The following is a 24,906-nucleotide window of genomic DNA, read 5'->3' on the forward strand; positions in this document are numbered from 1 at the left end:
GATTCAGATTTCACCGAGCTTTCACCCTCTATACTGACAACTTTTGTTGCCGGAGCCTTTCGCTTTGATCCAGGTCGTCGCCCTTATCGGTGCGTTGTTTCTCGTTGCCCTCAACGGTTTCTTTGTTGCCGCTGAATTCGGTCTGGTCAAACTTCGGCAGACGCGCGTGCAAAGCCTTGCCGCCAAACATGGCATGCGCGGGCGTCTGCTGGCCAAGGTGCATGGGCGTCTCGACGCCTATCTGTCCGCCTGCCAGCTCGGCATCACACTGGCGTCGCTCGGGCTCGGCTGGATCGGCGAGCCCGCGTTCGCGGAGTTGCTCACGCCGGTCTTCAGCCTGCTCGGCGTGGAGTCGGAGAAGCTGATCCACGGCATTTCGCTGTTCTTCGCGTTCTCATGCATTTCGTTCCTGCACATCGTCGTGGGAGAACTCGCGCCGAAGTCGCTGGCAATTCGCGAGGCGGAGAAGGTTTCGCTCTGGGCCGCCACACCGCTCTATGGCTTTTACTGGGCCATGTATCCGGCGATCTGGGTGCTCAATTCGAGCGCCAATGCCGTGCTCAAACTCGCCGGCCTCGACGCCGATCACGGCCACGACTCGCACTACTCCACCGACGAACTCAAGCTGATCCTGCGCGGCCGCCGCGCCAACGTCGCCACGGAACTGGGTTCGGCGGACGGCGCCTACAGTCAGGACGAATGGAACACGATCGCGCACTCGCTCGATTTTTCGCGCATGACCGTGTCGGACCTCATGCGTCCGGCCTACGAGATGATCGGCTTGCGGCGCGATTTGCCGTTGCGCGACAACATGCAGGTGGTGGCGCGGCATCGCTTCAGCCGTTATCCGCTGTTCGAAGATGCGTCCGGCGAGCGCGTGGCCGGCATGATCCATTTGAAGGACTTGCTGCTGGCCCGCCATGCGGGCAGCACACTCGAGGATCTCTCCAAATACGCGCGGCCCGTGCAATACGTCACGCCGGAAATGCCGGCGCTCGAACTCTTTCGCCGCTTCCGCAAGGGCGCGCCGCACTTCGCGCTGGTCGGCCACAAGCGCGAAAAGCCAATCGGTTTCCTGACGCTCGACAATCTGCTCGGCGCACTGGTGGGCCAGATCCACGACGAGTTCCGTCAGGGCGACGCCGACTGGACGCGCATGGACGACGGTACCTTGATGGGCAAGGGCAGCTTGCCGGTGGTCTCGCTGGAACGCGCGTTGGGAATCGACATCGACGAGGGCAAGGCCGAATCGGTCGGCGGCCTCGTGATTCAGGCGCTCAACGACCTGCCCAGCGAAGGGCAGCGAGTCGAGTTCGACCGCTTCGACGTCGTGGTCAAGAAAATGAAGGGGCCGCGTATCGTGCTCGTGCGGGTTTATCCGAAAACCTTCGACGACGAAGGTGGTTGAACCGAGATAGCGCCGCGGCACGCCACAGGTAGAATTGCCGTCCACACGTTGAGGGCGACATGGGATATCTGTTGGTGCTGTGCGTCGGATTGCTGGCCGGCACGTTAAGCGGCGTGGTCGGCACCGGCTCGTCGATGATGCTGATGCCCGTGCTCGTGATGCTGTTCGGTCCGCAACAGGCGGTGCCGATCATGGCGATCGCCGCGATCATGGGCAACTTCGGCAAGGTCCTCGCGTGGTGGCGCGAGATCGACTGGCGCGCATGCGGCGCCTACTGCGTGACGGCCGTGCCGGGCGCGGCGCTGGGTGTGCGAACGCTGCTTGCATTGCCACCGCACGCGGTCGAAATTGCGTTGGGCCTGTTCTTCGTCGCGATGGTGCCGACACGGCGCTGGCTCGCGCGCCGGGATATCAAGTTCTCGTTGTGGCAGCTTTCGTTGATCGGCGGCGTGGTGGGTTTTCTGACAGGGATCGTCGTGTCCACCGGACCGATCACCGTGCCCGTGTTCATGTCTTATGGCCTCGTGAAGGGCGCTTTTCTCGCAACCGAAGCGGCGGCCTCTCTGACCGTTTATGCCGCCAAAGTCGCGGTCTTCAATCATTTCGGCGCGTTGCCGTTGCATGTGGTGATCGACGGCTTGATCACCGGATCCGCTCTGATGGTCGGCTCGTTTGCCGCGCGGTCGATCGTGGTTCGGATGAGTCCATCGACTTTCAAACTGGTCGTCGACGGTCTGATGTTGTCGTCGGGACTTTCACTGCTTTGGGCGGCGGGGCGCTAGCCTCGATCTAGCCGCGTGGCTGACTAGCCGACGTGTCTGCCGCGCGCTTGACCAGATCGTACCTGCCGTGCGCGACATCCACGACGATCCTTAATGCATTGCAGCGGCGTGTCACTTGCACGCCGGTATCGGTCAGGCCGCCGTGCACCGGCGGCTCGGTCTGGATATCGCCGAGTTCGTTCACGCGATAGTGCGGCAGTTGCAGATGCCGCAACTGGTGCTGCGTGTACGCCTCATCGACCCGATCGACCTGGCGTTCGAGAAAATCGAACAGCAGAGCAGCGCAGCATGTTGATGTCTCAATTCGAATAGGACAAAAAAAGGCGGTTAGAGCACGTACGCTCCAACCGCCTTCATCAACAAGATCTGCGAGATCAACCGCGCGGCACGCCGTCCTCCACCAACACCGCGATCGGCATTGCACCCAGCGCATCGCGCAGATACAGCAGACCGTTTTCATCCACCTTCGGCGCGGCGGGACTCAACCAGTCGAACAGCGCTCTCGCGGACAAATCCGCCGGCATCTCCAGCGCGGTGTCTTCCCATTTGGCCGGATCGACCATCGGCAAGTCGCCTTCCTCGCCGAGCAATCCAGCCGCGAGCCGGCTCGCCACCACCACGGCCCACGCATTGCCATGCCGCCGTGCAAACGCGATCACGCTCGACGCGTGCTTACCGCGCACCGCGAGCGGCAGGTATTCGCTCTGACTCAGCAACTCCGGCAAATGCGCTCGCAACGCGAGCACGCGCTGCACCACCGCGAGCTTCACGCGTCCATCGCGCCAGCCTGGCAGAAACTCCGACGGCGGTGTTTGCACGAGCCACGCCTCGCGTTTGGCGAAATCGACGGGCCGGCGGTTGTCCGGATCGACCAGACTGAAGTCCCACAACTCGGTGCCCTGATAAAGATCGGGAATCCCAGGCGATGCCAGCCGCAGAACCGTCTGCTGCAAACTATTGAGCGCGCCGGCGCGCCCGATTCGCGCCACGAACGCGGACAACTCCTTCAGGAAACCGTCACGCCGTTGCGGCGCGAGGATGTCGAACAGGAAATCACGACAGGCGGCCTCGTACGCTTCGTCGGGCGCGAGCCAGTTGGTTTGCAGCTTGGCTTCGCGCAACGCCTTCAACTGCCATTGCGCGACGCGCTCGGCCAGTTCCTTTACGCCGGCTTCGTCGTCGGGTTGAAGATCGGGTGGCCAGCAGCCCACCAGCGTTTGATAGAGCATCGCTTCGGCGGCGGGGCCGGGCGCCCAGTCGTAGCTCGTGTCCTGGCCGACGCTGCTGACGGACTTGCCATCCAGCGCGCGACGATTCGGCGCATTCACTGTGGACCACGCGCGCAACGTCGCGCTCCAGTCGCGCGCGATCTCGCTCAAGACGGCGAGCCGCGCGCGCACGTCTTCGCCACGTTTGTGGTCGTGCGTGGCGGTCGCGAGCATCGCATGAGGAAAGCGCTGCGAGCGCTCCAGATTCGCTGCATGAAACGCTTCGACCGACAACGCGAACTCGCCCGGGTCCGAGCCGACCTCGTTGCGCGACAACAGCCGGCCATAGCGATAGCATGCCGTATCCTCGACGGCCTTCGCGGCGACCGGCGCGGTCAACTGCGAAAACAGCGTTTGCGCGGTGCGTCGCGCGGAACCGGCATGGCTTGGCGGCGCGCCGTTCTGGCCTTGCTGCGGCGTGCCGCCGCGGCCGGGCGGCGCCTCTTCGGCGCTGCCGCCGAGCCACGCGTTCACGCGCTCGAGCGCGACGAGATCCGCGCGCGAAAGCGTTTGCCTTGCGCCCTCCAAAGCCTGGTCGAAATAGACGTTATCCGCCGCGCTGCGCAGACCGTTCTGCGGATAGATCCGATACACCGGAAAATGCACGACCAATTCGGTCAGCACACGCCGCAGCGTGGTGAACGTGAAGTCGCGCGTGGCCAGCGAATCGCGTGCAATGCGATGCAGCGCGCGCGCTGCGCGGTCGAGTTCCGCGGAGAGGTTTTCCGCGAGAATCTTGCGGCGCGCGACCAGCGCTTCGTCGGCAAAGCGCGGGCTGCGGCCGGTCAGTTCGGTCCACGTTTGCGCGAGCGGTTCGGCGCCGGCCGGATCGTGCATCAGCGCGCCGACGTCGCTCATGAAATCGTAGCCGGTCGTGCCGTCTACCGGCCAATCGTCGCGCAGCGGTTCGCCGCGTCCGAGAATCTTTTCGACCACCACATACGGCGCGGTGTCGCGCAATTCCGTTAGACGCTGCCGCAAACGCTGGCAGTATTCACGCGGCTCGGCGAGCCCGTCGACGTGATCGATCCGCAAGCCGTCCACCACGCCTTCCTGATAAAGACGGAAAGGCAGCGCATGCACGGCCTCGAACACTTCAGGCCGCTCCACGCGCACACCGGCGAGCGTAGAGATGTCGAAGAAACGCCGCCAGTTCACCTCGTCCGACGCGGTGCGCCACCACGCCAGGCGGAAGTGTTGCCGCTCGATCAGCCGATGCAGCCGGTCACGCGTCACCGGGTCGTCAGGAGAATACGCCTGCAGCGCGATCTCGATCGCCGAGTCGCCGTTTTGCGCAACGAATTCGCGCAGCATGTCGCGGCCTTCGGCGGCGCGCGGATGATCGGTGGGCTGCGTGGTGAGTCCGTGGAAGCGTTCGGCGAGCGCGTTGAGATCGGCACGGTCGGCGCTTTGCAGGATCGACGCGTAATCGGTCGGGCATACCGGAAACACGTGCGGACCGTAGCCGATATAAAAGCGCCCAATGTCGGCCGCGAAATGCAGCGCGATGCGACCCGCCACGAGTTCCTCGCCGTACGCCGCGCCGAGCGTGGGCAGCAGCACCTTGCCGCGCAAAGCGGGATCGGGCGAATGCCAGTCGACGTCGAAATGACGTGCGTAGGCACTGTGACGGCCCCATTCGAGAATATCGAGCCACCACGCGTTGCTCGATCCGCCGACGCCCATATGGTTCGGCACCGTGTCGATGATCAACCCCATATTGTGCGCGCGCAATTTGTCGACGAGGCGCTTCAAACCCGCCTCGCCGCCGCATTCGGCGCTGACCTGGGTGTAGTCGACGGTGTCGTAGCCGTGCATCGAGCCCGGCTCGGCCGTGGTGATGGGCGACGCGTACACGTGGCTGATGCCGAGCGCGGCGAAGTAGTCGACGTGCTTCGCGGCGTCGTCGAAGGTAAAGCCTCGATGGAACTGGAGGCGTAGCGTGGAGCGCGGGACGGTCATGGCGTATCAGGCTCCGAAGAAGCGTTGGTGGAAGGAAGCGGGGCGGCGGCGCGGCGCGCGCGATCCACCGCGAGCAGCCGGTCACAGAACGTGTCGTCGTCGAACAGTTCGTCGATCGGCACGCTCACGCGGCGGCGCCAGTTCGGATGCTCGTCGATAGAGCCGGGCAGATTCGGTTGCTCGACTTGCGCGAGCAAATCCTCGAGCGGAAAGGTCACCAGCGGGCCGGGCGTTGCGGCGACGAAGGCGAGCGCTTCGTCCACGGGCGCGCTGTCGGGCGGCGGCGCGGGCACATCAGGCGCGGCCACGCCCGCTAGCTGGAAAGCTCGCCACAACTCGGGGCGATCTTTCGCGCGCTCTTCCTGGGCGGCTTCCTCAGGATCGCGGCCGTCGGCGCGCGCCATCGTCTGGCCGATCTTGTTGCGCCAGGTGATGTCGCTGCCGCGCCACCAGCCGGCGACCGTCGGCAGATCGTGCGTGGTCGTGGTGCCGACCGCATTGCGGTCCCAGTCGGACGGCGGCTTGAATCCTTTGCCGTCGTGCGCGCCCTCGAACCACAGCACGCGAATGCCGGCGATGCCGTGCTCTTCGAGCCGCTCGCGAAAACCCGGCGGCACCGTGCCGAGATCTTCACCGATCACGATCGCGCGATGCCGCCACGATTCGAGCGCGATCAGACGCAGCAGGTCTTCGAGCGGGTAGCGCAGGTACGCGCCGTTACGCGCGCTTTCGCCTTCCGGCACGAGCCAAAGCCGCCGCAAGCCGAGAATGTGATCGATGCGGATGCCGCCGGCATGCGCGAACGCCGCTCGCAACATGTCGATGAACGCGGAGAACCCTTGGGTGCGCATCGCACGCGGCGAAAACGTGGTGAGTCCCCACGCCTGACCGGCCTGGTTGAACAGGTCCGGCGGCGCGCCGACCGACACGCCCTGCAGCATGTCGTCGCGATACGACCACGCGTGACTGCCGGCGCTATCGCATCCCACCGCGAGATCGGCGATCAGGCCGACGGCCATGCCGGCATCGTGCGCGACGTGTTGCGCGTGCGACAAACCCTTGGCGGCCAGCCATTGCAGGAACAGATGGAAATCGACCTCGTGGCGGTTGGCCTCGGCGAAGGCTTCGACTTCCGGGCTGCGCGGATCGCGCAATGCCTCGGGCCAGTTGCGCCAATGCCCGTTCCCACCTTCTTGCGAGAGTTGCGCTGCCTGCAACGCTTCGAAGCGCGCGTGATCTTCGAGCGCGCGCCCGGCGCGTTCGCAGAAGCCGTGGAACTCCAGCGCGCGCGGCGTGTGCTGCGCGCGCTCGTGTTCGCAGAATTGCTCGTACAGCGCGCGCAACACCTTCAGCTTCAGCACGACCGCGTTCGGCCAGTCGATCAACGGCAAGCGTTCGAGTTTCGACCACGCGTCGCCGGCCTGGGCGGCTACGAGCGCGGCATGCGCTGCATCCGCGCCGAACACGGCGGCGGGATCGATGTGCGTGACGTTCAACCACAAACGCGACGACGGCGAATACGGACTGAAGCGCTCCGGCTCCGCGCTGAACATCGCATGCGTCGGACTGACGGCGAGCGCGTGCGCGCCACGCTTCGCGCTTTCCACGGCGATTTGCGCGAGCGCCGAATAGTCGCCGATGCCGCCGTCGCCAGTGCGGCGCAAGCCGTATAACTGCGCGGCGATGCCCCAGAGCGGCGGCGCGGGCGTGTCGCCGCCGCTTGCGTCGTTATGCAGCGTGCGCCAGGCGTCGGCGACCGTATAGCAGCGCGGCGGCGCCACCGCCAGCGTGATGCGTTGTTCGTGGATCACGAGCGTGTGATAGCCGGCTTCGTCGATTGGGGCGAGCAGCGCTTCTTCGCCTTTGGGCGCCGTGAACCGGCCGTCGATGATCGAGCCGCTTTCCAGTTCGATCCGATAGTGGCTGCCGGATTTGATCGCGGCCATGGGCAAGGCGATGCCGCGTCCGACTTCCGCTGTCATCAGCGGCGGCAGTTTGCGGCCTGACAATTCGGCTTCCAATGCGGCGGCGCTGTGGCGGATTTCCGTGGCGTTGCCGCACGGCAAACCCATCCGTGCGAGCAGGACGGCGAGTGTGCTTTCAGGCACATGCTGCGTCGTATGGTGCGCATCCTGCCACTCCACCTCGAAGCCGGCGCGCGAGGCAAGCGTGACGATCGTGTCGTGAGGGCGTCGGGTAGTCACGCGTGGCGCTCCTGTTGTCCGGCGATGCGAGCATCGTGGCCGCTGGCATAGCCGCAGACGTCGCCGGTTAGCCATGCGACGAACGCGTAGGGCGGCAAAACCTTGACCTCGACCTGTTCGCGCACGCGCGGCGGCGTTTCGAAAATCACTTTGCCGGCTGGAATTTCTGTGCACGCCACGCTCTCTTTCGAGAGATTCAGCGCGACCGACAACGTCTCCCCGTCGCAGAGTTTCCAGCGCGCGATCAGCGCATTGGCGTCGCCGCCGTTCGCCGCGGTGAGCACGGTCACGCCGCACGATTTGCTATGTTGCAGACGCGGCGTAATCAACTTGGCGCGCACCGCCAGCGCGGATTTGTAGAAATGCATCCAGTCGAGCCGGTCTTTCGCTTCATCGCTGTCGTGTGTCGCAACTTCGTGCGACGCCGGCGGCGATGAGGCCGCAAACGTCTTCACGTCGTTTGGATCGGGAATCTGGGCGCGACGTTTCTCGTCGCTGAACGAGGAAAAGCGCGCGAATTCGCGGCGGCGTCCTTCGCGGACCGCGTCGGCGAGATCGCCGCTGTAATCGGTGAAAAACAGGAACGGTTGCGTGGAGCCGTATTCCTCGTCCATGAAAAGCAGCGGGATTTGCGGTGACAGCAGCAGCAGGCCGGTGGCGGCGCGCAATGCGTCGTCCGAGGTCAGTTTGCGCAAGCGCTCGCCGAACGCGCGGTTGCCGATCTGATCGTGGTTCTGCAAAAACATCACGAACGACGTGGGCGGCAAATGACCGCTTGCTTCGCCACGCGGCTTGCCGTCGTGAATCGGCGATGGGTCGCCCTGATACGCGAAGCCTTCCGATAGCACGCGCGCAAGACGCTGGATCGGCTGGTCTTCGTACGCGTGGTAATAGCCTTCGGTTTCGCCGGTCAGCAGCACGTGCAGCGTGTTGTGCGCGTCGTCGTTCCATTGCGCGTCGAAATGCGTCTCCAGCAGGCTCGCGCTGTTGTGCTCGTTTTCCAGCACCAGATGCACATGCCGGCCGTGTTGCACTTTGGCGCGGATATGATCGGACAATTCGCGCAGCCACGTGTGGTTGTCGATGGCGTGCACCGCGTCGAAACGCAGGCCGTCGAGCCGATATTCGTTGATCCAGTAGACGGCGTTATCCGTGAAGAAGTCGCTCACTTCGTTGCGCTCGAAGTCGATCGCCGGGCCCCACGGCGTGTGCGTGCCTTCACGGAAAAACGAGCGGGCGTATTCATGCAGATAGTTGCCGTCCGGGCCGAAGTGGTTGTAGACCACGTCGAGAAACACCATCAGGCCGAGGCCATGCGCGCTGTCGATCAACGCCTTCAGCTCTTCGGGGCGGCCGTAAGCGGAATCGGGCGCATACGGCAACACGCCGTCATAGCCCCAGTTGTGCTTGCCGGGAAAGTCGTTCAACGGCATCAATTCGATGGCGGTGACGCCGAGCGCGGCGAGTTCCGGCAGCCGCTTCTGCACGCCTGCATAGCCGCCCATCGCGCCGACGTGCAACTCGTACAGCACCGTTTCTTCCCAAGGCCGGCCGTGCCAGTTCGTATGTTCCCAATGATAGGCGCGCGGATCGATGACTTCGCTCGGCCCATGCACGTCTTGCGGCTGAAAACGCGACGCCGGATCGGGCACCGCATGCTCGCCATCCAGCCGGAAGCGGTATAGCGTGCCCGCGCCGCCGTCGACGCTCGCTTCGAACCAGCCGTTGCCGGTGGGCGTCATATCGTGCGCGCCTTGAGCGGGGCCGTTTTCGATTTCCACCTGGACGTGTTGACAGGAAGGCGCCCAGAAGCGAAACCGCGTGCGCGGCTTCGCGCCCGTCGCGCCTAGCAGCTGCGCGCCGAACGGCAAACAATGCGCGTGATGGTGCGCATGAGGATCAATCGGACTTTCGGACATGATTCGTCACCATTCAGTTTTGCTTTCGAGCCGCGTGTCACGCGCCGCTCGCGCCGGCGCTGCCTGAGACAACGCACAACGCGTACTGCGACAACGCGCAAAAACGCGGCCCGCATGCTGTCGGGTCGCGGCGCCGCTGCCTAAGTGGTCGGCGACGTATCGCTGCTGGGCGGATGCGCACCCGGATCGGGCGGCAGCGCGGTCAGCAGCCGCGGCCCATGCTGCGCACCGGCCTTCCAGCCCGCTTGCCAATCCGCTTCGCCCACCGGCTGCGCAGCCAGCATCACGAGGCTATGCGCGGCCACTTCGACCTCCGCCACCGCCAGCCGATGCGGCGCGCTCTCCGGCTCAGCAGTGTCTAACAGCACGTGCCATTCCAGGTGCGGGGCGGGCGGTGAAAAACGCAGTGTTTCTTCATTGGCGTTGAGCATCATCAACAATACTTCTGTTTCGCCGTTTAAACCTGGACCCGCGCGGCGCAGCGTGAACGCGCGGCCTTCGGGGTCCTGCCAGGCCTCGATGGTGAGCGGGTCGCCGTGTTCGTCGAACCAGCCGACATCGAACAGGCCCGGCAACACTTCACGATCGCCGAACAGAAAACGCGTTTCGCGCAACAGCGGATGTTGCTTGCGCAGCGCGATCACCCGCGCGACGAACGCGGTCATCTGCTGCCCGTCCGGCGAATCCGCCCGTTCCCAGTCGATCCATGAAATTTCGTTGTCCTGGCAATACGCGTTGTTGTTGCCGTTCTGCGTGCGCAGCGATTCGTCGCCGGCCAGCACCATGGGCGTGCCGAGCGCCATCAGCAGCGTGGCGATCAGCGAGCGCGCCACACGTTTGCGCGTGGCGAGAATCGCGGGGTCGTCGCTCGTGCCTTCCACGCCCCAGTTGCGGCTGCAGTTTTCATTGTGGCCGTCGTTGTTGTCTTCGCGATTGGCTTCGTTGTGCTTCTGCTCGTAAGCGGTGACGTCGGCCAACGTAAAACCGTCGTGCGACGTGACAAAATTGACCGATGCCCACGGCTTTCTCGCGCGCCGGTTGAAGAGATCCGCCGAGCCGGTCAACCGTGCGGCGAGGTCGGGCCGCAAGCCGGCGTCGCCGCGCCAGAAACGTCGCACGGTGTCGCGGAAACGATCGTTCCATTCGCTGAATCCCGGCGGATGATTGCCTAGCTGATAACCGCCAGGACCGATGTCCCACGGCTCGGAAATCAGCTTGCGTTGCGACAGGATCGGGTCTTGACGCAATGCGTCGAAGAAACCGGAACCGGGATCGAAACCGTGCTGCTCACGGCCGAGCGTGACGCCGAGATCGAACCGGAAGCCGTCGATATTGAACGCCGTCGACCAGTAGCGCAGTGAGTCCATCACCATTTGCAGCACGCGCGGATGCGGCAGATTCACGGTGTTGCCACAACCCGTGTCGTTGATATGGTGGCGTTCGTCGCCGGGAATCAGACGGTAATAGCTGGCGTTGTCGAGACCGCGCCACGACACGGTCGGCCCCATTTCGTTACCTTCGCAGGTGTGGTTGTAGACCACGTCGAGAATCACCTCGATGCCGGCCGCGTGCAACTGACGTACGGCGATACGCATTTCGTCGAGCCGGTGCGTGCTCAGATACGAGGGCTCCGGTGCGAAAAACGCCGCCGTGTTGTACCCCCAGTAGTTGCGCAGCCCGCGCTCCACCAGAAAGCGGTCGTTGAGAAATGCATGCACGGGCAGCAGTTCGACCGCGGTCACGCCGAGTTTCAGCAGATGCTCGATGAACTCCGGCGAAGACAGCGCCGCGAAGGTGCCGCGCTCATGCTGGCGCAAATCGGCGCGCAGCATCGAGGCGCCGCGCACATGCGTCTCGTAGACGACGGTTTCGCCCCACGGCACGTTCGGGCGTTTATCGTGCGACCAGTCGAACGCTTCGTCGATCACCACGCACTTCGGCATGGCCGGCGCCGAATCGCGCCGGTCGATGGAAAGGTCCGCGCGATTCGAATGCACGCGATAGCCGAACAGCGCATCCGACCAGCGAAATTGTCCGACCAGTTTGCGCGCGTACGGATCGAGCAACAGCTTGTGCGGGTTGAAGCGATGCCCATGCTGCGGCTGATACGGCCCGTGCGCGCGAAACCCGTACGCGGTGCCGGGATGCGCATTCGGCAGGTAGCCGTGCCAGACTTCGTCGGTGCATTCGGGCAGCGTGTAGCGGCGGATTTCCTTGCGGCCGGTGGGATCGAACAGGCAAAGCTCGATTTTTTGCGCGTTCGCCGAGAACACTGCAAAGTTGACGCCGAGGCCATCCCAGCTGGCGCCGAGCGGATAGGGCGAACCGGGCAGAAGCCGGTCGGGCATTGCATGCGACATGATTCCCCTTCCTTGTTCTGATTGTTGAACGCTATCGTGGGTCTTCATGCAACGAGCGCGCGGCGCGAAAATTTCGCACGCCGCGCGCTCGCTTCACCGCTCGTCCCTCGTTAGTCCGCGCGCAATACGATCGTCGCAAGCGGCGGCAGCGTGAGCGAAGCGGAATTCGGCCAGCCGTGGCTCGATTGCTCGTCGGTATGGATCAGGCCGCCGTTGCCCATGTTCGAGCCGCCGTACACGCCGGCGTCCGTATTGAGCACTTCCGACCAGCGTCCGCCGCGCGGCATGCCGATCCGGTAACCGACCCGCGGCACCGGCGTCATATTGCAGACCACGATCACTTCGCGGCCGGCGCCGTCGGTACGGCGATAGGCGAATACGCTGTTGCCGCTGTCGTCGCCGATCAGCCATTCGAAGCCGCCCGGCTCGCAATCGAGCAGATGCAGCGCGGGCTCCTCGCTGTACAGCCGGTTCAGGTCGCGCACCAGCTTTTGCACGCCGTGATGGTTCGAATCGTCGAGCAGATGCCAATGCGGCGACGTATCGTGATCGAATTCCGCCATCTGGCCGAATTCGCCGCCCATGAACAGCAGCTTCTTGCCCGGATGCGTCCACATGAAACCGAAGTACGCCCGCAGGTTGGCGAACTTCTGCCACCTGTCGCCGGGCATCTTGCCGAGCAACGAGCCCTTGCCGTGCACCACTTCGTCGTGCGAAAGCGGCAGTACGAAGCGCTCCGAATACGCGTACACCATCCCGAACGTCATGTTGTGGTGATGGTATTGACGGTAAACCGGATCTTCTTCCATGTAGTGCAGTGTGTCGTGCATCCAGCCCATGTTCCACTTGAACTGGAAACCGAGGCCGCCGTCTTCCACGCGTGCCGTCACGCCCGGCCACGCGGTCGATTCCTCTGCGATCGTGATCGCGCCCGGCACGCCCGGAACGTAGCCGACTTCATGATTCAGGCGCTTGAGGAACGCAATCGATTCGAGGTTCTCGCGGCCGCCGTAAATATTCGGCACCCACTCGCCCGCCGCGCGCGAATAGTCGCGATACAACATCGAGGCGACCGCGTCTACGCGCAGACCGTCGACGTGATAGCGCTTCAGCCACGCCAGCCCCGAAGCGACCAGGAACGCGCTCACCTCGTTGCGGCCGAGGTTGTAGATCATTGTGTTCCAGTCCTGGTGATAGCCTTCGCGCGGGTCGGCGTGCTCGTAGAGCGGCGTGCCGTCGAAGTCGATCAGGCCATGCGCGTCGTTCGGAAAGTGCGCGGGTACCCAGTCGAGAATCACGCCGAGTCCGGCTTCGTGCGCCTTGTCGACGAATCTCGCGAACTGTTCGGGCTTGCCGAAGCGCGCCGACGGCGCGAACTGCCCGAGCGGCTGATAACCCCACGATCCGCCGAACGGATGCTCGGCAATCGGCATGAATTCCACGTGCGTGAAACCCATGCTCTTCACGTACGGAATCATCCGCTCCGCGAGTTCATCCCAATCGAGTCCGCGCTGACCTTGTTCCGCGACGCGCAGCCAGGATTCCGCATGCGCTTCGTAGATCGAGATCGGCGAGCGCGGCGTCTGCTTGCTGGCGCGCGACTGGATCCATTCGTGATCGGTCCACGGAAACTGCTCGATCTCGTCCACATGCGCCACGATCGACGCGGTGCCCGGCGGCTTCTCGGTCTGCATGGCGCACGGATCGGCTTTCAACGGCAGCGGATGACCATCGCGCGACAGCAGCTCGTATTTGTAGCGCGTGCCCGGCCCGACACGCGGCACGAACAATTCCCAGACGCCCGCCTGATGCCGCAGCCGCATCGGATGACGGCGGCCGTCCCACGCGTTGAAGTCGCCCACCACCGAAACGCGCCGAGCGTTCGGCGCCCATACGGCGAAGCGCACGCCCGGCACGCCGTCAAATTCCATTGGATGGGCGCCGAGGCATTCGAGCACCGCGTACGGATCGCCGCCGGCGAGCCGGCCAAGCGGCTCGTCGCCGAGCACGGGACCGAACGAATATGTGTCCTCGATTTCCTGCACCACGCCATGCCAGTCGATCCGCAAACGGTACGGCGCCGCAGTCGTGACGCGGCCCGCAAACAGCCCCGGCCGCAGTTGTTCGAGTTCGCCTAGCAGCGCACCGTCGGCGCGCGCGATCACGCTGACGTGCGCGGCGTTCGGCAACAGAGCGCGTACCACCGGCCCCGCGTCTGTCTGATGCATCCCGAGTTGCGAGAAAGGATCGGGGTGACGCGCTTCGACGAGCGCGTCGATTTCGAGCGGTTGGAGGCCTACGGCCGGATCGTGCTCACTCATAGTCGCCCTCGGCCGGATTAGGCGGTGTGGCGGCGCCTGGCGCCTGGGTTGAGGAATCGTGGCCTGGCGCGCCGGTGTCGCCGAGCAAGCGGCTGGTGAGCGCGGCGAGGCCGCGTACCGGCAAGCTGAGCCACGTCGGGCGGTTGGCCGCTTCGTAACGGATCTCGTAGGCGGCTTTTTCGATCAGGAACAGATCGAGCAAGGCCTGTTCGGCTTCGGGCGCGACGAGCGGCGTCGCGGCTTCTGCTGCCGCTGCGCGGTACTCGCTGAGGAACGTTTCGGTGGCATGCGCGCGGAAACGGTCGAACAGCGCGCGCTTGCGATCGGCGGTCTGTTGCGGCGCGGCTTCCATGGTGGACTGCGCCGCCGCGCTCGCATACGACAGCGAGCGCATCAGACCGGCCACGTCACGCAGCGGGCTCGATTTCTGACGACGTTCTTCAAGCGAGCGTGCCGGCTCGCCTTCGAAGTCGATCAGAAATGCGTCGCCTTGCGCGACCAGCACCTGGCCCAGATGGAAGTCGCCGTGAATGCGAATGCGCAGCGCGCCTGCGTCGGCGGAAACAAGATTGTCGACGGCGGCTACCAGTTCCGTGCGGCGGTCGATCAGGCTTTGCGCCAGCGCTTTGGTTTCCGGATCGCTCATCTGCTCGATGCGCGGCGCGAGCAGATCGAGCGCGCTGGCGAGCATCGCCTGTGTGCCGTCCACCCATGCCTTCACCTGCTCCGCGCTGGCGGGTTCCGGCGTGAATGCCGGGTCGTCCGTCGGCGAGGCGAGCGCCACGTGCAGTTCGCCCAGCCTTCTGCCGATCGTGCCGGCCAACGCGCTATAGCCTTCCAGCAGGATTGCCTCATTGGTGCGGTCCGGCGCCGACTGCGCTTCGGTATCGACGGCGATGGCGAGTTCGTCTACCGAGCGGCGCAGATAGTCGAGCGACCAGTTCCACGCGTCGCCCTGATTCTCGATATAGCCTTGCAGGATGCAGAGCGTATGCGGCACGCCTTCGGGATCGACGCGCACCACTTCACCATACAGCGGCGCGGTGTTCGCGTAACCCAATTGCGTTAGATAGCGGCTGATTTCGGCTTCCGGATGGACACCGCTCACGAGACGCCGCACCAGCTTCAGCACGACCGTGTCGGCGATGATCAACGAACTATTGCTCTGCTCGGCCGCGAGCCAGCGAATCTCCGGCCGTTCGCCGAGCCCTTCGAGTTCGGCGAAACGCTCGGTCGGCAGAAACTTGATTTCGCTCTTCTGCACGGTCGGCACCACGGCGCGTTCGCGCAGCTTGCGCATCACGCCATGCGCGAAGATTGGCAAGGCAAACGCGTCCGTCAGATGTCCCACGTTGCGGCCGCGCCGCACGCGCGCGAAGGCGAGTTGCTTGAACAACGGGAAAGTGGTTTCGCCACCCCACGTAATCGCGATCGGCACCACGTAGCGTTCGGTATGACCGCCCACGTCCGCTTCGATTTCGGTGAAGGCGAAGCCGCCGTGCGGAATCGTGGTCAATGCCGCAAGCCGCACGGCATTGAGCTTCTGATCCTTCGACGCAAACCAGCGGCGCCGGCTCAGCCACGAGGGCAGCACTTCCGATTCGAGCAAACGCACGTTCTCCGGCGTCGGACCGACCTGGCCTTCGCGGATCACGATCGTGACGAATTCCGGCAGCGATTCCGAATGAGCCTGTGCCCACGTTGGACGCTGGCCGCCCGGGCACAGCATGAACCACAGGAAGCCGTACGGCGGGAACGTCAGCAGATAAGTCAGTTGACCGATGGCCGGGAACACGGAATCCGCAGTCATTTCGATCGGCACCGACCCGTTGAACTCGGACAGATCGAGCTCCACCGCTTGCGGCGCGCGCGACAGATTCGCCACGCACAGGATCGGCGGTTCGCCTGGCATCTCGCGCAGATACGCGAGAATCTTGCGGTTTTCCGGCTTCAGGAAGCGGATCGTGCCGCGTCCGAAAGTCTGTTTCGCGCGGCGCGTGGCGAGCATGCGCCGGGTCCAGTTCAGCAGCGAGTGCGGGTCGCGGCTCTGCGCTTCCACGTTCACCGCGTCGAAACCGTATAGCGAGCCCATGACCGGCGGCAGCACCAGTTGCTCAGGATCGGCGCGCGAAAATCCGCCGTTGCGATCCGACGACCACTGCATCGGCGTACGCACGCCGTCGCGGTCGCCCAGGTGGATGTTGTCGCCCATGCCGAGTTCGTCGCCGTAATAGATCACGGGCGTGCCGGGCATGGAAAGCAGCAGCGAATTGATCAGTTCGATACGGCGGCGGTCGCGCTCCATGAGCGGCGCGAGGCGGCGGCGAATGCCGAGATTCAGGCGCGCGCGGCGATCGCTTGCGTAGGTGTTCCACAAGTAGTCGCGCTCGGAATCCGTGACCATTTCCAGCGTCAGTTCATCGTGATTGCGCAGGAAAATCGCCCACTGATTCGTTTCGGCGAGGTCCGGCGTTTGCCGCATGATGTCGGTGATCGGGAAGCGGTCTTCGCTCGCAATCGACATGTAGATGCGCGGCATCAGCGGGAAGTGGAACGCCATGTGGCATTCGTCTTCGTCGCCGAAATATTCCTTCACGTCTTCCGGCCACTGGTTGGCTTCGGCGAGCAGCATCCGGTTCGGATATTCGGCGTCGATGGTGGCGCGAATTTTCTTTAAAATCGCGTGCGTTTCCGGCAGGTTCTCGTTGTTCGTGCCTTCACGTTCCACCAGATACGGCACCGCGTCGAGCCGCAGCCCGTCGATGCCCATATCGAGCCAGAAGCGCATCACCTGCAGCACTTCTTTCAGCACGGCCGGATTGTCGAAATTCAGATCGGGCTGGTGCGAGTAGAAGCGGTGCCAGTAATACGCGCCCGCCACCGGATCGTGCGTCCAGTTGGACGGCTCCGAGTCGATGAAGATGATCCGCGTTTCCTGGTACTTCTGATCGGTGTCGGACCACACGTAGTAGTTGCGGTGATTCGAGCCCGGCTTCGCGCGCCGCGCGCGCTGAAACCACGGATGCTGATCGGACGTGTGGTTGATCACCAGCTCCGTAATCACGCGAATGCCGCGTGCGTGCGCTTCCTGAATGAAGCGCTTCACGTCGGACAGGTTGCCGTAGTCCGGGTGCACATTGCGGTAGTCGGCGATGTCGTAGCCGTCGTCGCGTCGTGGCGACGGATAGAACGGCAGCAGCCAGATCGCGTTCACACCGAGTTCGGCAATGTAGTCGAGCTTCGCGATCAGGCCGGGAAAGTCGCCGACGCCATCGTTATTCGCGTCGAAGAACGACTTGATGTGTACCTGATAGATGATCGCGTCTTTGTACCAGAGCGGATCGTCGCTCAAGGCCGCAGGCTTGCCGCGCCGATTGGTGCGCGGCTTGGCCGTATTGCCAGGAGCATTGCCCACCGGTGATTGTGTCGTGGTTTCAGCTGGGTCGTCACGCTTCATGTCGCACCTTCCGTTGAGGTTGGGTTGCCAGCGTCTGCGTGATGAACGCTGTCGGAGTCGCTGTCGGCTTCATCCGGCCGGTCGGCGGGCAGACCGCCGAGCGGCGCGATGCGCCAGATCGAGAACGGCTGACCCGACCCGAGCTGGACGTGCTGCCAGCGGCCGTGCCATTCGAAGCGGGCGCCGGTCATCTGGTCGATGACTTCCAGCGGGCCATGATCGTGCAGATTCCATTTCTGGAAAGTCTCCCACGACAATTCGATATCCGCGCCCTGTTCGTTGAACGGGTCGAGATTGATCGCGACGAGGATCACGTTGTCGCGCGACTCGGTCGCCTTTTCGAAGAACAGGATGTGGTCGTTGTGCGCGGGCAGGAATGTCAGGCCGAGATGCGTTTGCAATGCCGGGTTCGCGCGGCGAATGCGGTTCAGCGCAGTGATCTCGCCGGCGATGTTGCCGGGCCGGTTCCAGTCCCACGCGCGCAACTGGTACTTCTCGGAGTCGAGATATTCCTCGCTGTTCGGCAGCGCGGCAGCCTCGCATAGCTCGAAACCACTATACACGCCCCACAAACCGGCCAGCGTCGAAGCGAGTGCGGCGCGAATCAGAAAGCCCGTGCGTCCCTGCGATTGCAGATGCCGCGGGTTGATATCGGGCGTATTGACGAAGAAGTTAGGCCGGTATGAATCGCGCGCGCCGGTCTGCGTAAGCTCGGTCATGTACTCGATGAAATCGCGCTTGGATTCCCGCCACGTGAAGTACGTGTACGACTGCGAGAAGCCGATCTTGCCGAGCCGGTTCATCATTCTCGGCCGCGTGAAGGCTTCGGCGAGAAAGATCGTGTCGGGATAGCGCGCCCGCACATCGCCGATTACCCATTCCCAGAACGGCAGCGGCTTGGTGTGCGGATTGTCGATGCGGAAAATATGCACGCCCGCTTCGATCCAGAACAGGAAGACGTCGCGCAGCGCGAGCCACAAATCGGGTTTGGCGTCGTGCGCGTAGAAGTCGGGATTGACGATGTCCTGGTACTTCTTCGGTGGATTTTCCGCGTAGCGCAGCGTGCCGTCGGGGCGCCACGCGAACCACGTCGGATGCTCCTTCAGCCACGGGTGATCCGGCGAACATTGCACCGCGAAGTCGAGCGCGATTTCCAGGCCGTGCGCGTGTGCGGCGGCGAGCATCGCCTTGAAATCGTCGAGCGTGCCGAGTTGCGGATGCACGGCCGTATGGCCGCCTTCAACCCCGCCGATCGCATAAGGGCTGCCGACATCGCCCGGCTGCGCGGTCAGCGTGTTGTTGCGGCCTTTGCGATTCGCCACGCCGATGGGGTGAATCGGCGGGAAATACAGCACGTCGAAGCCCATGTCGCGAATGCGCGGCAGCTTGGCCGTGACATCGGCGAAAGTGCCGTGGCGCGATTCGTCGTCGCTCATCGAGCGCGGGAAGATCTCGTACCAGCTCGCGAAGCGCGCGGCGGTGCGCTCGGCGTCGATCTTGTAGATGACCGGATCGCGGCTCAGGAATGGGCGGTGGCGCGCGGCGGTCATCGCCTTCGCCGTGGTCGGCGAGAGCAGCAGCGCGAGCTTCGTTTCCGCGTCGGCCTTGGTGAACAGTTTGACGATATGCTCGAGCGGTTCAATGTGCGCGCCTTCCGTGGTTTCGACCTCGGCGAGCACTAGCGCGAACAGATGCGACGCTTCGTCGAGTTCGAGTTCGACGGTTTGTCCCGCCTTCAGCTTCTTCTGCACGTGCTCGACCAGCGAAGCGAAGTCGTCGCGCCACGCGATCACGGTAAATTCGTGACGGCCCATGCGTTCGAGCGGAATGCGCGCCTTCCAGATGTCGAGGCCGGCGGGTTGCGCCGGCTCCATCAGCACTTCGTGCCACGCGGTTTCATCGGCGGCGCGCCAGATCACGGCGGCGGCGATCTTGTCGTGACCTTCGGCGAAAATCGCGGCGGTGATTTCGGCGCGTTCGCCCACGCTGCGCTTGGCCGCGAAGCGGCCGTTATCGACCGAGGGCGTCACGCTCTCGATGGCCACGCGCGGCGCGCTCAGCGCTTCGACCACGGTCTTGCGGCCGCTGCGCTTGCTGTTCGCCTTGTCGATGGGCGGCGCGAGACGGATCGGCTTTTCTGTGACCGCGCGGAACAGGCGGACCGCGCCAGGCGCAAGCGTGAATGACGTGAGCGTGGCGGGTGAGGCGTTGTCGGGCGCATCGAGCGGCACGAAGCGCGTGAAGTTACCGGGCACGCCCGCGAGAAAGCGCGCGGGATCGACGCGTACCGGCGCGCCGAGTTCGGGGTTGATCGCGATGAGGATCGCTTCGTTGGCATCGCGCAGGTCGGGCTGGTCGGCGCGCAGCAACACCGACGCCGGTGCGCCGGGACCACTGAGCGGGCGCAATTCACCATTGGCGTGCAGCGTTTTCGTTTTACTCGCCACCAGGTTCACGTGCGTGATGGCTTCCGAGAGATCGAATTTTTTGGCTTGGGCGGCGAGGGCGAAATGCGCAGCGTCGCCGCAGGTTTGCGACATCGGCTCGGCGATACCGTACTCGAAACCCATCGGCATCATCCAGCCCGTGCCGATCGAAGCCGAGGCAAACAGCGCGCGCCGGTAAGCCCGCTCGACGATGGCGGCGTCGTGCACATCGGTCAGCTCGGCGGCAAGGCGGGTGCCGTACGGCGCTTCAGGAAAGCCGATGGGCGCGGCGATGCGCGCGAGCGCGGCATGTTCCTCGACCATCCAGCTTGCGCGGAAGTCCCACCAGCGCACCGACGAGAACACGCTGTCGAAGCCGGCGCCTTGCAGGCCGAGCAGATCGTCACGCGCCAGGCCGGGCGTGGCGGCAAGAAAGCGTACCTCGGGATGCTGTGCGCGGACCGCGTCGCTCAATTGCCGCCAGATGGCGGCGGGCACGCGATGCGGCGAATCGAAGCGAAACCCGCCCACGCCGGCCTCGGCCAGCGCCAGCAGTTGCTGCGTCCACCAACCGACTAGCGCGGCGCTGCTGCCGGCCTCGTTGAAGTTCGCATACGCGACGTTGTCCTCGCGATGCACATGGCGCGGATCGAGCCGCGCCTCTTCAGATTCGAAGGGATGGAACCAGTCGGCGTGTTCGGCGTACAGCGCGCCATCCGCGGCCATCCGGTCGATCACCAGATCGGCCAGCAAGGTCAGGCCGTTCTGCTTCGCCGCGTTCGCAAGCGTGCGAATCGCCTCGGTAGCGGATTGCTGCCGGGTTTCGAACAACGGATGCAGGCGGGCGTGGTTGCCGACCACCTGTCCGTGACCGGCCTGTCCCGGCTCGAAGAGGCTGCCGATCAGCGCGTGATCGAAGCCCAGCGCGGCTGCATGCGCGAACTGTGCAGGCCATGCATCGAGCGGCCCAACCAGAAGTGAATGAAAAAAGTAAATCCGCGGCGCGTACCCGTTTCGAGGTTCCATCGATGGTTTCCAGATTCGTCCTGCTGCGGTGTGGATGCAGTTGGCATGCGATCACAGCGCTCATTGGGCTTCCAGAGCCGGATACCGCGCGATGCGTAAAGCGAAGGCGCGTACTGGTCAATGTAGTGCAAAGATCGTCACGCCGCTGGCCAGTAAGGGGTGCTTTGACGCCAGGCGTCGATTGCACGGGCCGGCCAGATCGATTCGGGAGACGCAGCAAACGCTGTGCCAGTGCGGCTTGAGCGAGAGCGATGGATAGCTGAGCGGACGCCCTGCAGTAAGGTTCGCAGGCAGGTGCGGAAAAGGCGCGAGCCGTCAGGAGACGTCGAATGCACGGCCGCCGCGTGTAAAACGGGCGGCTGCGGTCCGGGATTTACACGTGGTGTTTCAGTGGCGGGGCGATGGCCGCAAAAGGCGGCGTTTTATGCGGCAAGCGTTTTCGCGAGGGCGCTTTGTGTCGACAGTATTACGAGCCGAGCAAGCCTGCCGCGATGTTCACGCACAATCCCAGCACAGCCACATTGAAGTAGAACGACAGGACGGATTGCGCGAGCGCCGCGCGGCGGAGCGAACGCGAGCGCAACACTACGTCCGACGTTTGCGAGGCCACGGCAATGGTGAACGAAAAATACAGGAAGTCCCAGTAGTCCGGCTGGAGCGCGTGGTCGGGAAACAGCAGCGGCGTTTCCTTCGCATCGGTGTCGTAGTAAAGCCGCGCATAGTGCAGCGTGAAGATGGTCGGGATCAGGAACCATGCGCCGAACAGCGTGAGCCCGGTCAGCACATAGTGCCAAACGGTGGAAGCGCCTGCCGTGCCCTTGGCCGAGGCCAGTTCCATCACGATGGCCACAATACTCGCGATGGTCGCCACGCAGATCACCATCAGCACCACGCCTGCGTTCTCGTCGTCGCGACGGGCGAATTCGCGCACGCGGCCTTCGTCGGCGACAGCCATGTGCACCCAGATCATCGCCAGATAACTCCAGATGGTTGCGTCCCAGCCGGCCAGCACGCGGACCATCGGGCGTGTGTGCGCGGGCACGAGCAGCGCGCCGACGACGCCGAGCGCAAGGCCGACCAGCATGCGCGGCCGATTGCGAAGAACCTGTGGATAGTATTTGGTGAGCATGGAATGTCGGGGTTGGGCTCTCAGTGTCGCGGATTCTACCCGCGCCGGGTGCATCATTTGTCGAATGGACGGGTCACAGGCTATAGTCTTTCGCAACGCCCTTGCGCGCCGCTTTCAGTTGAAAGGCGATTGGCAGGCGGCCCGGTTTTTTGCCGGGCATGCCATGTTGTGCAGGCGGTTTCATACGGATGTCATCAGCATGGCGTCATTCAGTTCGCACTCGGTGCGCGCTTGCTCATAAAAGACCGCTCAAGCGGCGCTTAGACCAGGTTTGGGGTAGAGATCGACGCCACGCGCGAATGGCAACACGCCGCGGTCGCGAGGCACGTTGAGAATCACTCACCATCTGGAGTCCCCATGACAGATGTACCCAACAACAATGATGCGCACCACGTAGTGACGCATCCAGCAGAGTTGTCGCCGTCCGCATCGTTTTCCGCTTCGCGCAGAGCATGGGTGCTCGGCGCATGCGCGGCGGCCGCGGCGCTCGCGTTCGCCGGCGCCGGCCGCTCGCTTTCATGGATCGCCCCGGCGTTTGCCGACACGCCCGCAGGCGGCGGCCTCGACGCTTTCCTCGCACTCTCGCAGCGCCTCACCGGCCGCACGGGCTTCGATGCCGCGCTCGGCAAACGCGTGTACGGCGCGCTCGTCAAATCGGATAGTCAGTTCACGCAGAACGTCGCCGCGCTCAATACATGGCTGCAAGGTCATGGCGGCGTGCCGTCCGATACCGTCACGCAGGCTTTGCAAGTCGACCAGCCCGCGCTCGCCAAAACCGTGAGCGCGATCATGCGCGCGTGGTATCTCGGCCTCGTTGGCGAGATGCCGCACGTGGATGTGGTCGCTTATGAAAAGGCCTTGATGTTCGAGCCTGTCAAGGACGTGCTCACGATTCCGTCCTATTGCCGGGACGTGCCGTTCTACTGGACGAAGAAACCGCTGAGCGCTTGAAGACGTTCCTCTCGCGCGTGCCGCGTCGCTTGATTGATCATTCGACGCAGCGCTGGCACGTGAATACAACAAGCCTGCAAGAGGGCAACAATGGCAAACAAAAATTCCGCCGACATCGTCGTGGTCGGTTCGGGCGTAGCGGGCGGACTGGTCGCGCATCAGATGGCGCTCGCCGGCGCGTCGGTGATTCTGCTCGAAGCCGGGCCGCGCATTCCGCGTTGGCAGATCGTCGAGAACTTCCGCAACTCGCCGGTCAAGTCGGACTTTGCGACGCCGTATCCATCGACGCCGTACGCGCCGCATCCCGAGTACGCGCCCGCCAACAATTATCTGATCCAGAAAGGCGACTATCCCTATAGCTCGCAGTACCTGCGGCTGGTAGGCGGCACGACCTGGCATTGGGCGGCGGCCGCATGGCGGCTGTTGCCGTCGGACTTCCAGTTGCACAAGCTGTACGGCGTGGGACGCGACTGGCCGTATCCGTATGAAACGCTGGAGCCCTGGTATTCGGCGGCTGAAGTGCAACTCGGCGTGTCCGGCCCCGGCAATTCGATCGATCTCGGCTCGCCGCGCTCGAAGCCCTATCCGATGAACCCGCTTCCGCTTTCGTACATGGATCAGCGTTTCAGCGACGTGCTCAATGCGCAAGGCTTCAAGGTCGTGCCCGAGCCGGTGGCGCGCAACAGCCGTCCGTACGATGCGCGGCCTACCTGCTGCGGCAACAACAATTGCATGCCGATCTGCCCGATTGCCGCGATGTACAACGGCGTCGCGCATGCGGAGAAAGCCGAACAGGCCGGCGCGAAACTGATTCCCGAAGCCGTGGTGTATCGCGTCGAAGCGGACAACAAAGGGTTGATCACGGCGGTCCACTACAAGGACCCGAACGGCAACAGCACGCGCGTGACCGGCAAACTGTTCGTGCTTGCCGCGAACGGCATCGAGACGCCGAAGCTGATGCTGATGTCGACATCCGATAAATTCCCGCATGGCGTCGGCAACAGTTCCGATCAGGTGGGCCGCAACCTGATGGATCATCCGGGCACGGGTGTCACGTTCCTCGCCAATGAACCGCTGTGGCCCGGACGCGGACCGATGGAGATGACCTCGATTGTCAACTTCCGCGATGGCGCGTTCCGTTCGGACTACGCCGCAAAAAAGCTGCATCTCTCGAACGGCGTGCCGACCATGAGCGTGACCGCCGACCTGCTGAAAAAAGGCCTGACCGGCGCCGAACTCGACCGGCAGATACGCGACCGCGCGGCGCGCACGCTGAACATCAACAGCTTCCACGAGCATCTGGCCGAGCCGCAGAACCGCGTGGTGCCGTCGGCAGATCACAAGGATTCGCTCGGCATTCCGCAGCCGGAAATCTATTACTCGATCAACGACTACGTGAAGAAAAGCGCCGCCAACACGCACGAAGTGTATGCGCAGATCGCCGCGCTGTTCGGCGGCGCCGAGGTCACCTTCGACGACACCTTCGCGCCGAACAATCACATCATGGGCACTACGATCATGGGCAGCGATCCGGCGGATTCGGTCGTCGATGCGGACTGCCGCACGCATGACCACTCCAATCTGTTCATCGCCAGCAGCGGCGTGATGCCGACCGCGGCATCGGTGAATTGCACGCTGACGATCGCGGCCTTGTCGCTGAAGTTGGCCGACAAGCTCAAGCGTGAAATCTGAG

The 24,906-nt window shown here is 64.0% G+C and carries 13 protein-coding genes; 4 read left to right on the top strand and 9 right to left on the bottom strand.

Annotated features, from left to right (window positions below):
• Positions 1-64 precede the first annotated feature (64 nt).
• Together ACFSNN_RS01120 and ACFSNN_RS01125 are read left to right on the top strand one after the other, a co-directional pair.
• Positions 65-1,408, top strand: coding sequence for a hemolysin family protein (locus tag ACFSNN_RS01120; protein WP_012428621.1), 1,344 nt, complete (start codon positions 65-67; stop codon positions 1,406-1,408).
• A gap of 59 nt (positions 1,409-1,467) precedes the next feature.
• Positions 1,468-2,190, top strand: a complete 723-nt coding sequence (locus ACFSNN_RS01125) for a sulfite exporter TauE/SafE family protein (RefSeq protein WP_134461907.1) — start codon at positions 1,468-1,470, stop codon at positions 2,188-2,190.
• Positions 2,191-2,197: 7 nt separating this feature from the next.
• On the opposite strand, the gene ACFSNN_RS01130 is transcribed toward ACFSNN_RS01125, so the two are convergent.
• From ACFSNN_RS01130 to ACFSNN_RS01170, 9 genes are all read right to left on the bottom strand, one after another.
• Entirely contained in the window at positions 2,198-2,650 is a 453-nt protein-coding gene (locus tag ACFSNN_RS01130; protein ID WP_341868440.1) for a membrane dipeptidase, read from the bottom strand.
• Positions 2,565-5,420, bottom strand: coding sequence for a malto-oligosyltrehalose synthase (gene treY / locus ACFSNN_RS01135; RefSeq protein ID WP_134461910.1), 2,856 nt, complete (start codon positions 5,418-5,420; stop codon positions 2,565-2,567). The genes ACFSNN_RS01130 and treY overlap by 86 nt, the downstream gene beginning before the upstream one ends.
• Positions 5,417-7,624: a 4-alpha-glucanotransferase gene (gene malQ, locus ACFSNN_RS01140; RefSeq protein ID WP_134461914.1), complete on the bottom strand. Its 2,208-nt coding sequence runs from the start codon at positions 7,622-7,624 to the stop codon at positions 5,417-5,419. Before malQ ends, treY begins: the two co-directional genes overlap by 4 nt.
• On the bottom strand, positions 7,621-9,543 hold the full coding sequence (gene treZ / locus ACFSNN_RS01145; RefSeq protein WP_134461917.1) for a malto-oligosyltrehalose trehalohydrolase: 1,923 nt from the start codon (positions 9,541-9,543) through the stop codon (positions 7,621-7,623). The genes malQ and treZ overlap by 4 nt, the downstream gene beginning before the upstream one ends.
• Before the next feature lie 140 nt (positions 9,544-9,683).
• Positions 9,684-11,903, bottom strand: a complete 2,220-nt coding sequence (gene glgX, locus ACFSNN_RS01150; RefSeq protein WP_134461919.1) for a glycogen debranching protein GlgX — start codon at positions 11,901-11,903, stop codon at positions 9,684-9,686.
• Between the two features lie 110 nt (positions 11,904-12,013).
• A complete protein-coding gene (glgB, locus tag ACFSNN_RS01155) occupies positions 12,014-14,224 on the bottom strand; it encodes a 1,4-alpha-glucan branching protein GlgB (protein ID WP_134461922.1) in 2,211 nt (736 codons plus the stop codon).
• The gene (treS, locus tag ACFSNN_RS01160; protein WP_134461925.1) at positions 14,217-17,681 is read right to left on the bottom strand and encodes a maltose alpha-D-glucosyltransferase; all 3,465 of its coding nucleotides are present in this window, start codon (positions 17,679-17,681) and stop codon (positions 14,217-14,219) included. Before treS ends, glgB begins: the two co-directional genes overlap by 8 nt.
• Complete coding sequence (locus ACFSNN_RS01165; protein ID WP_134461928.1) at positions 17,678-21,133, bottom strand: alpha-1,4-glucan--maltose-1-phosphate maltosyltransferase; 3,456 nt, start codon at positions 21,131-21,133, stop codon at positions 17,678-17,680. Before ACFSNN_RS01165 ends, treS begins: the two co-directional genes overlap by 4 nt.
• Before the next feature lie 466 nt (positions 21,134-21,599).
• Positions 21,600-22,262, bottom strand: a complete 663-nt coding sequence (locus tag ACFSNN_RS01170; RefSeq protein ID WP_134461931.1) for a DUF1345 domain-containing protein — start codon at positions 22,260-22,262, stop codon at positions 21,600-21,602.
• Between the two features lie 357 nt (positions 22,263-22,619).
• Here ACFSNN_RS01170 and ACFSNN_RS01175 point away from each other — a divergent pair, with 357 nt between their 5' ends.
• Positions 22,620-23,213 carry a sugar dehydrogenase complex small subunit gene (locus ACFSNN_RS01175; protein ID WP_134461934.1) on the top strand — a complete coding sequence of 198 codons (594 nt, stop codon included), beginning with the start codon at positions 22,620-22,622 and terminating at the stop codon, positions 23,211-23,213.
• 90 nt (positions 23,214-23,303) lie between these two features.
• A complete protein-coding gene (locus ACFSNN_RS01180) occupies positions 23,304-24,905 on the top strand; it encodes a GMC family oxidoreductase (RefSeq protein ID WP_134461937.1) in 1,602 nt (533 codons plus the stop codon).
• The last annotated feature ends 1 nt before the right edge of the window (position 24,906 follow it).

This window comes from Paraburkholderia dipogonis (assembly GCF_042680985.1).
Lineage (GTDB): Bacteria > Pseudomonadota > Gammaproteobacteria > Burkholderiales > Burkholderiaceae > Paraburkholderia > Paraburkholderia phytofirmans.

Excerpts from the sequence above, each read along its gene's own strand:
- treY (WP_134461910.1), bottom strand. The coding sequence starts at position 5,420 with ATGACCGTCCCGCGCTCCACGCTACGCCTCCAGTTCCATCGAGGCTTT.
- ACFSNN_RS01170 (WP_134461931.1), bottom strand. The coding sequence starts at position 22,262 with ATGCTCACCAAATACTATCCACAGGTTCTTCGCAATCGGCCGCGCATG.
- ACFSNN_RS01125 (WP_134461907.1), top strand. The coding sequence starts at position 1,468 with ATGGGATATCTGTTGGTGCTGTGCGTCGGATTGCTGGCCGGCACGTTA.
- ACFSNN_RS01180 (WP_134461937.1), top strand. The coding sequence starts at position 23,304 with ATGGCAAACAAAAATTCCGCCGACATCGTCGTGGTCGGTTCGGGCGTA.
- glgB (WP_134461922.1), bottom strand. The coding sequence starts at position 14,224 with ATGAGTGAGCACGATCCGGCCGTAGGCCTCCAACCGCTCGAAATCGAC.
- ACFSNN_RS01130 (WP_341868440.1), bottom strand. The coding sequence starts at position 2,650 with ATGAAAACGGTCTGCTGTATCTGCGCGATGCGCTGGGTGCAATGCCGA.
- ACFSNN_RS01175 (WP_134461934.1), top strand. The coding sequence starts at position 22,620 with ATGACAGATGTACCCAACAACAATGATGCGCACCACGTAGTGACGCAT.
- glgX (WP_134461919.1), bottom strand. The coding sequence starts at position 11,903 with ATGTCGCATGCAATGCCCGACCGGCTTCTGCCCGGTTCGCCCTATCCG.
- ACFSNN_RS01165 (WP_134461928.1), bottom strand. The coding sequence starts at position 21,133 with ATGGAACCTCGAAACGGGTACGCGCCGCGGATTTACTTTTTTCATTCA.
- treS (WP_134461925.1), bottom strand. The coding sequence starts at position 17,681 with ATGAAGCGTGACGACCCAGCTGAAACCACGACACAATCACCGGTGGGC.
- treZ (WP_134461917.1), bottom strand. The coding sequence starts at position 9,543 with ATGTCCGAAAGTCCGATTGATCCTCATGCGCACCATCACGCGCATTGT.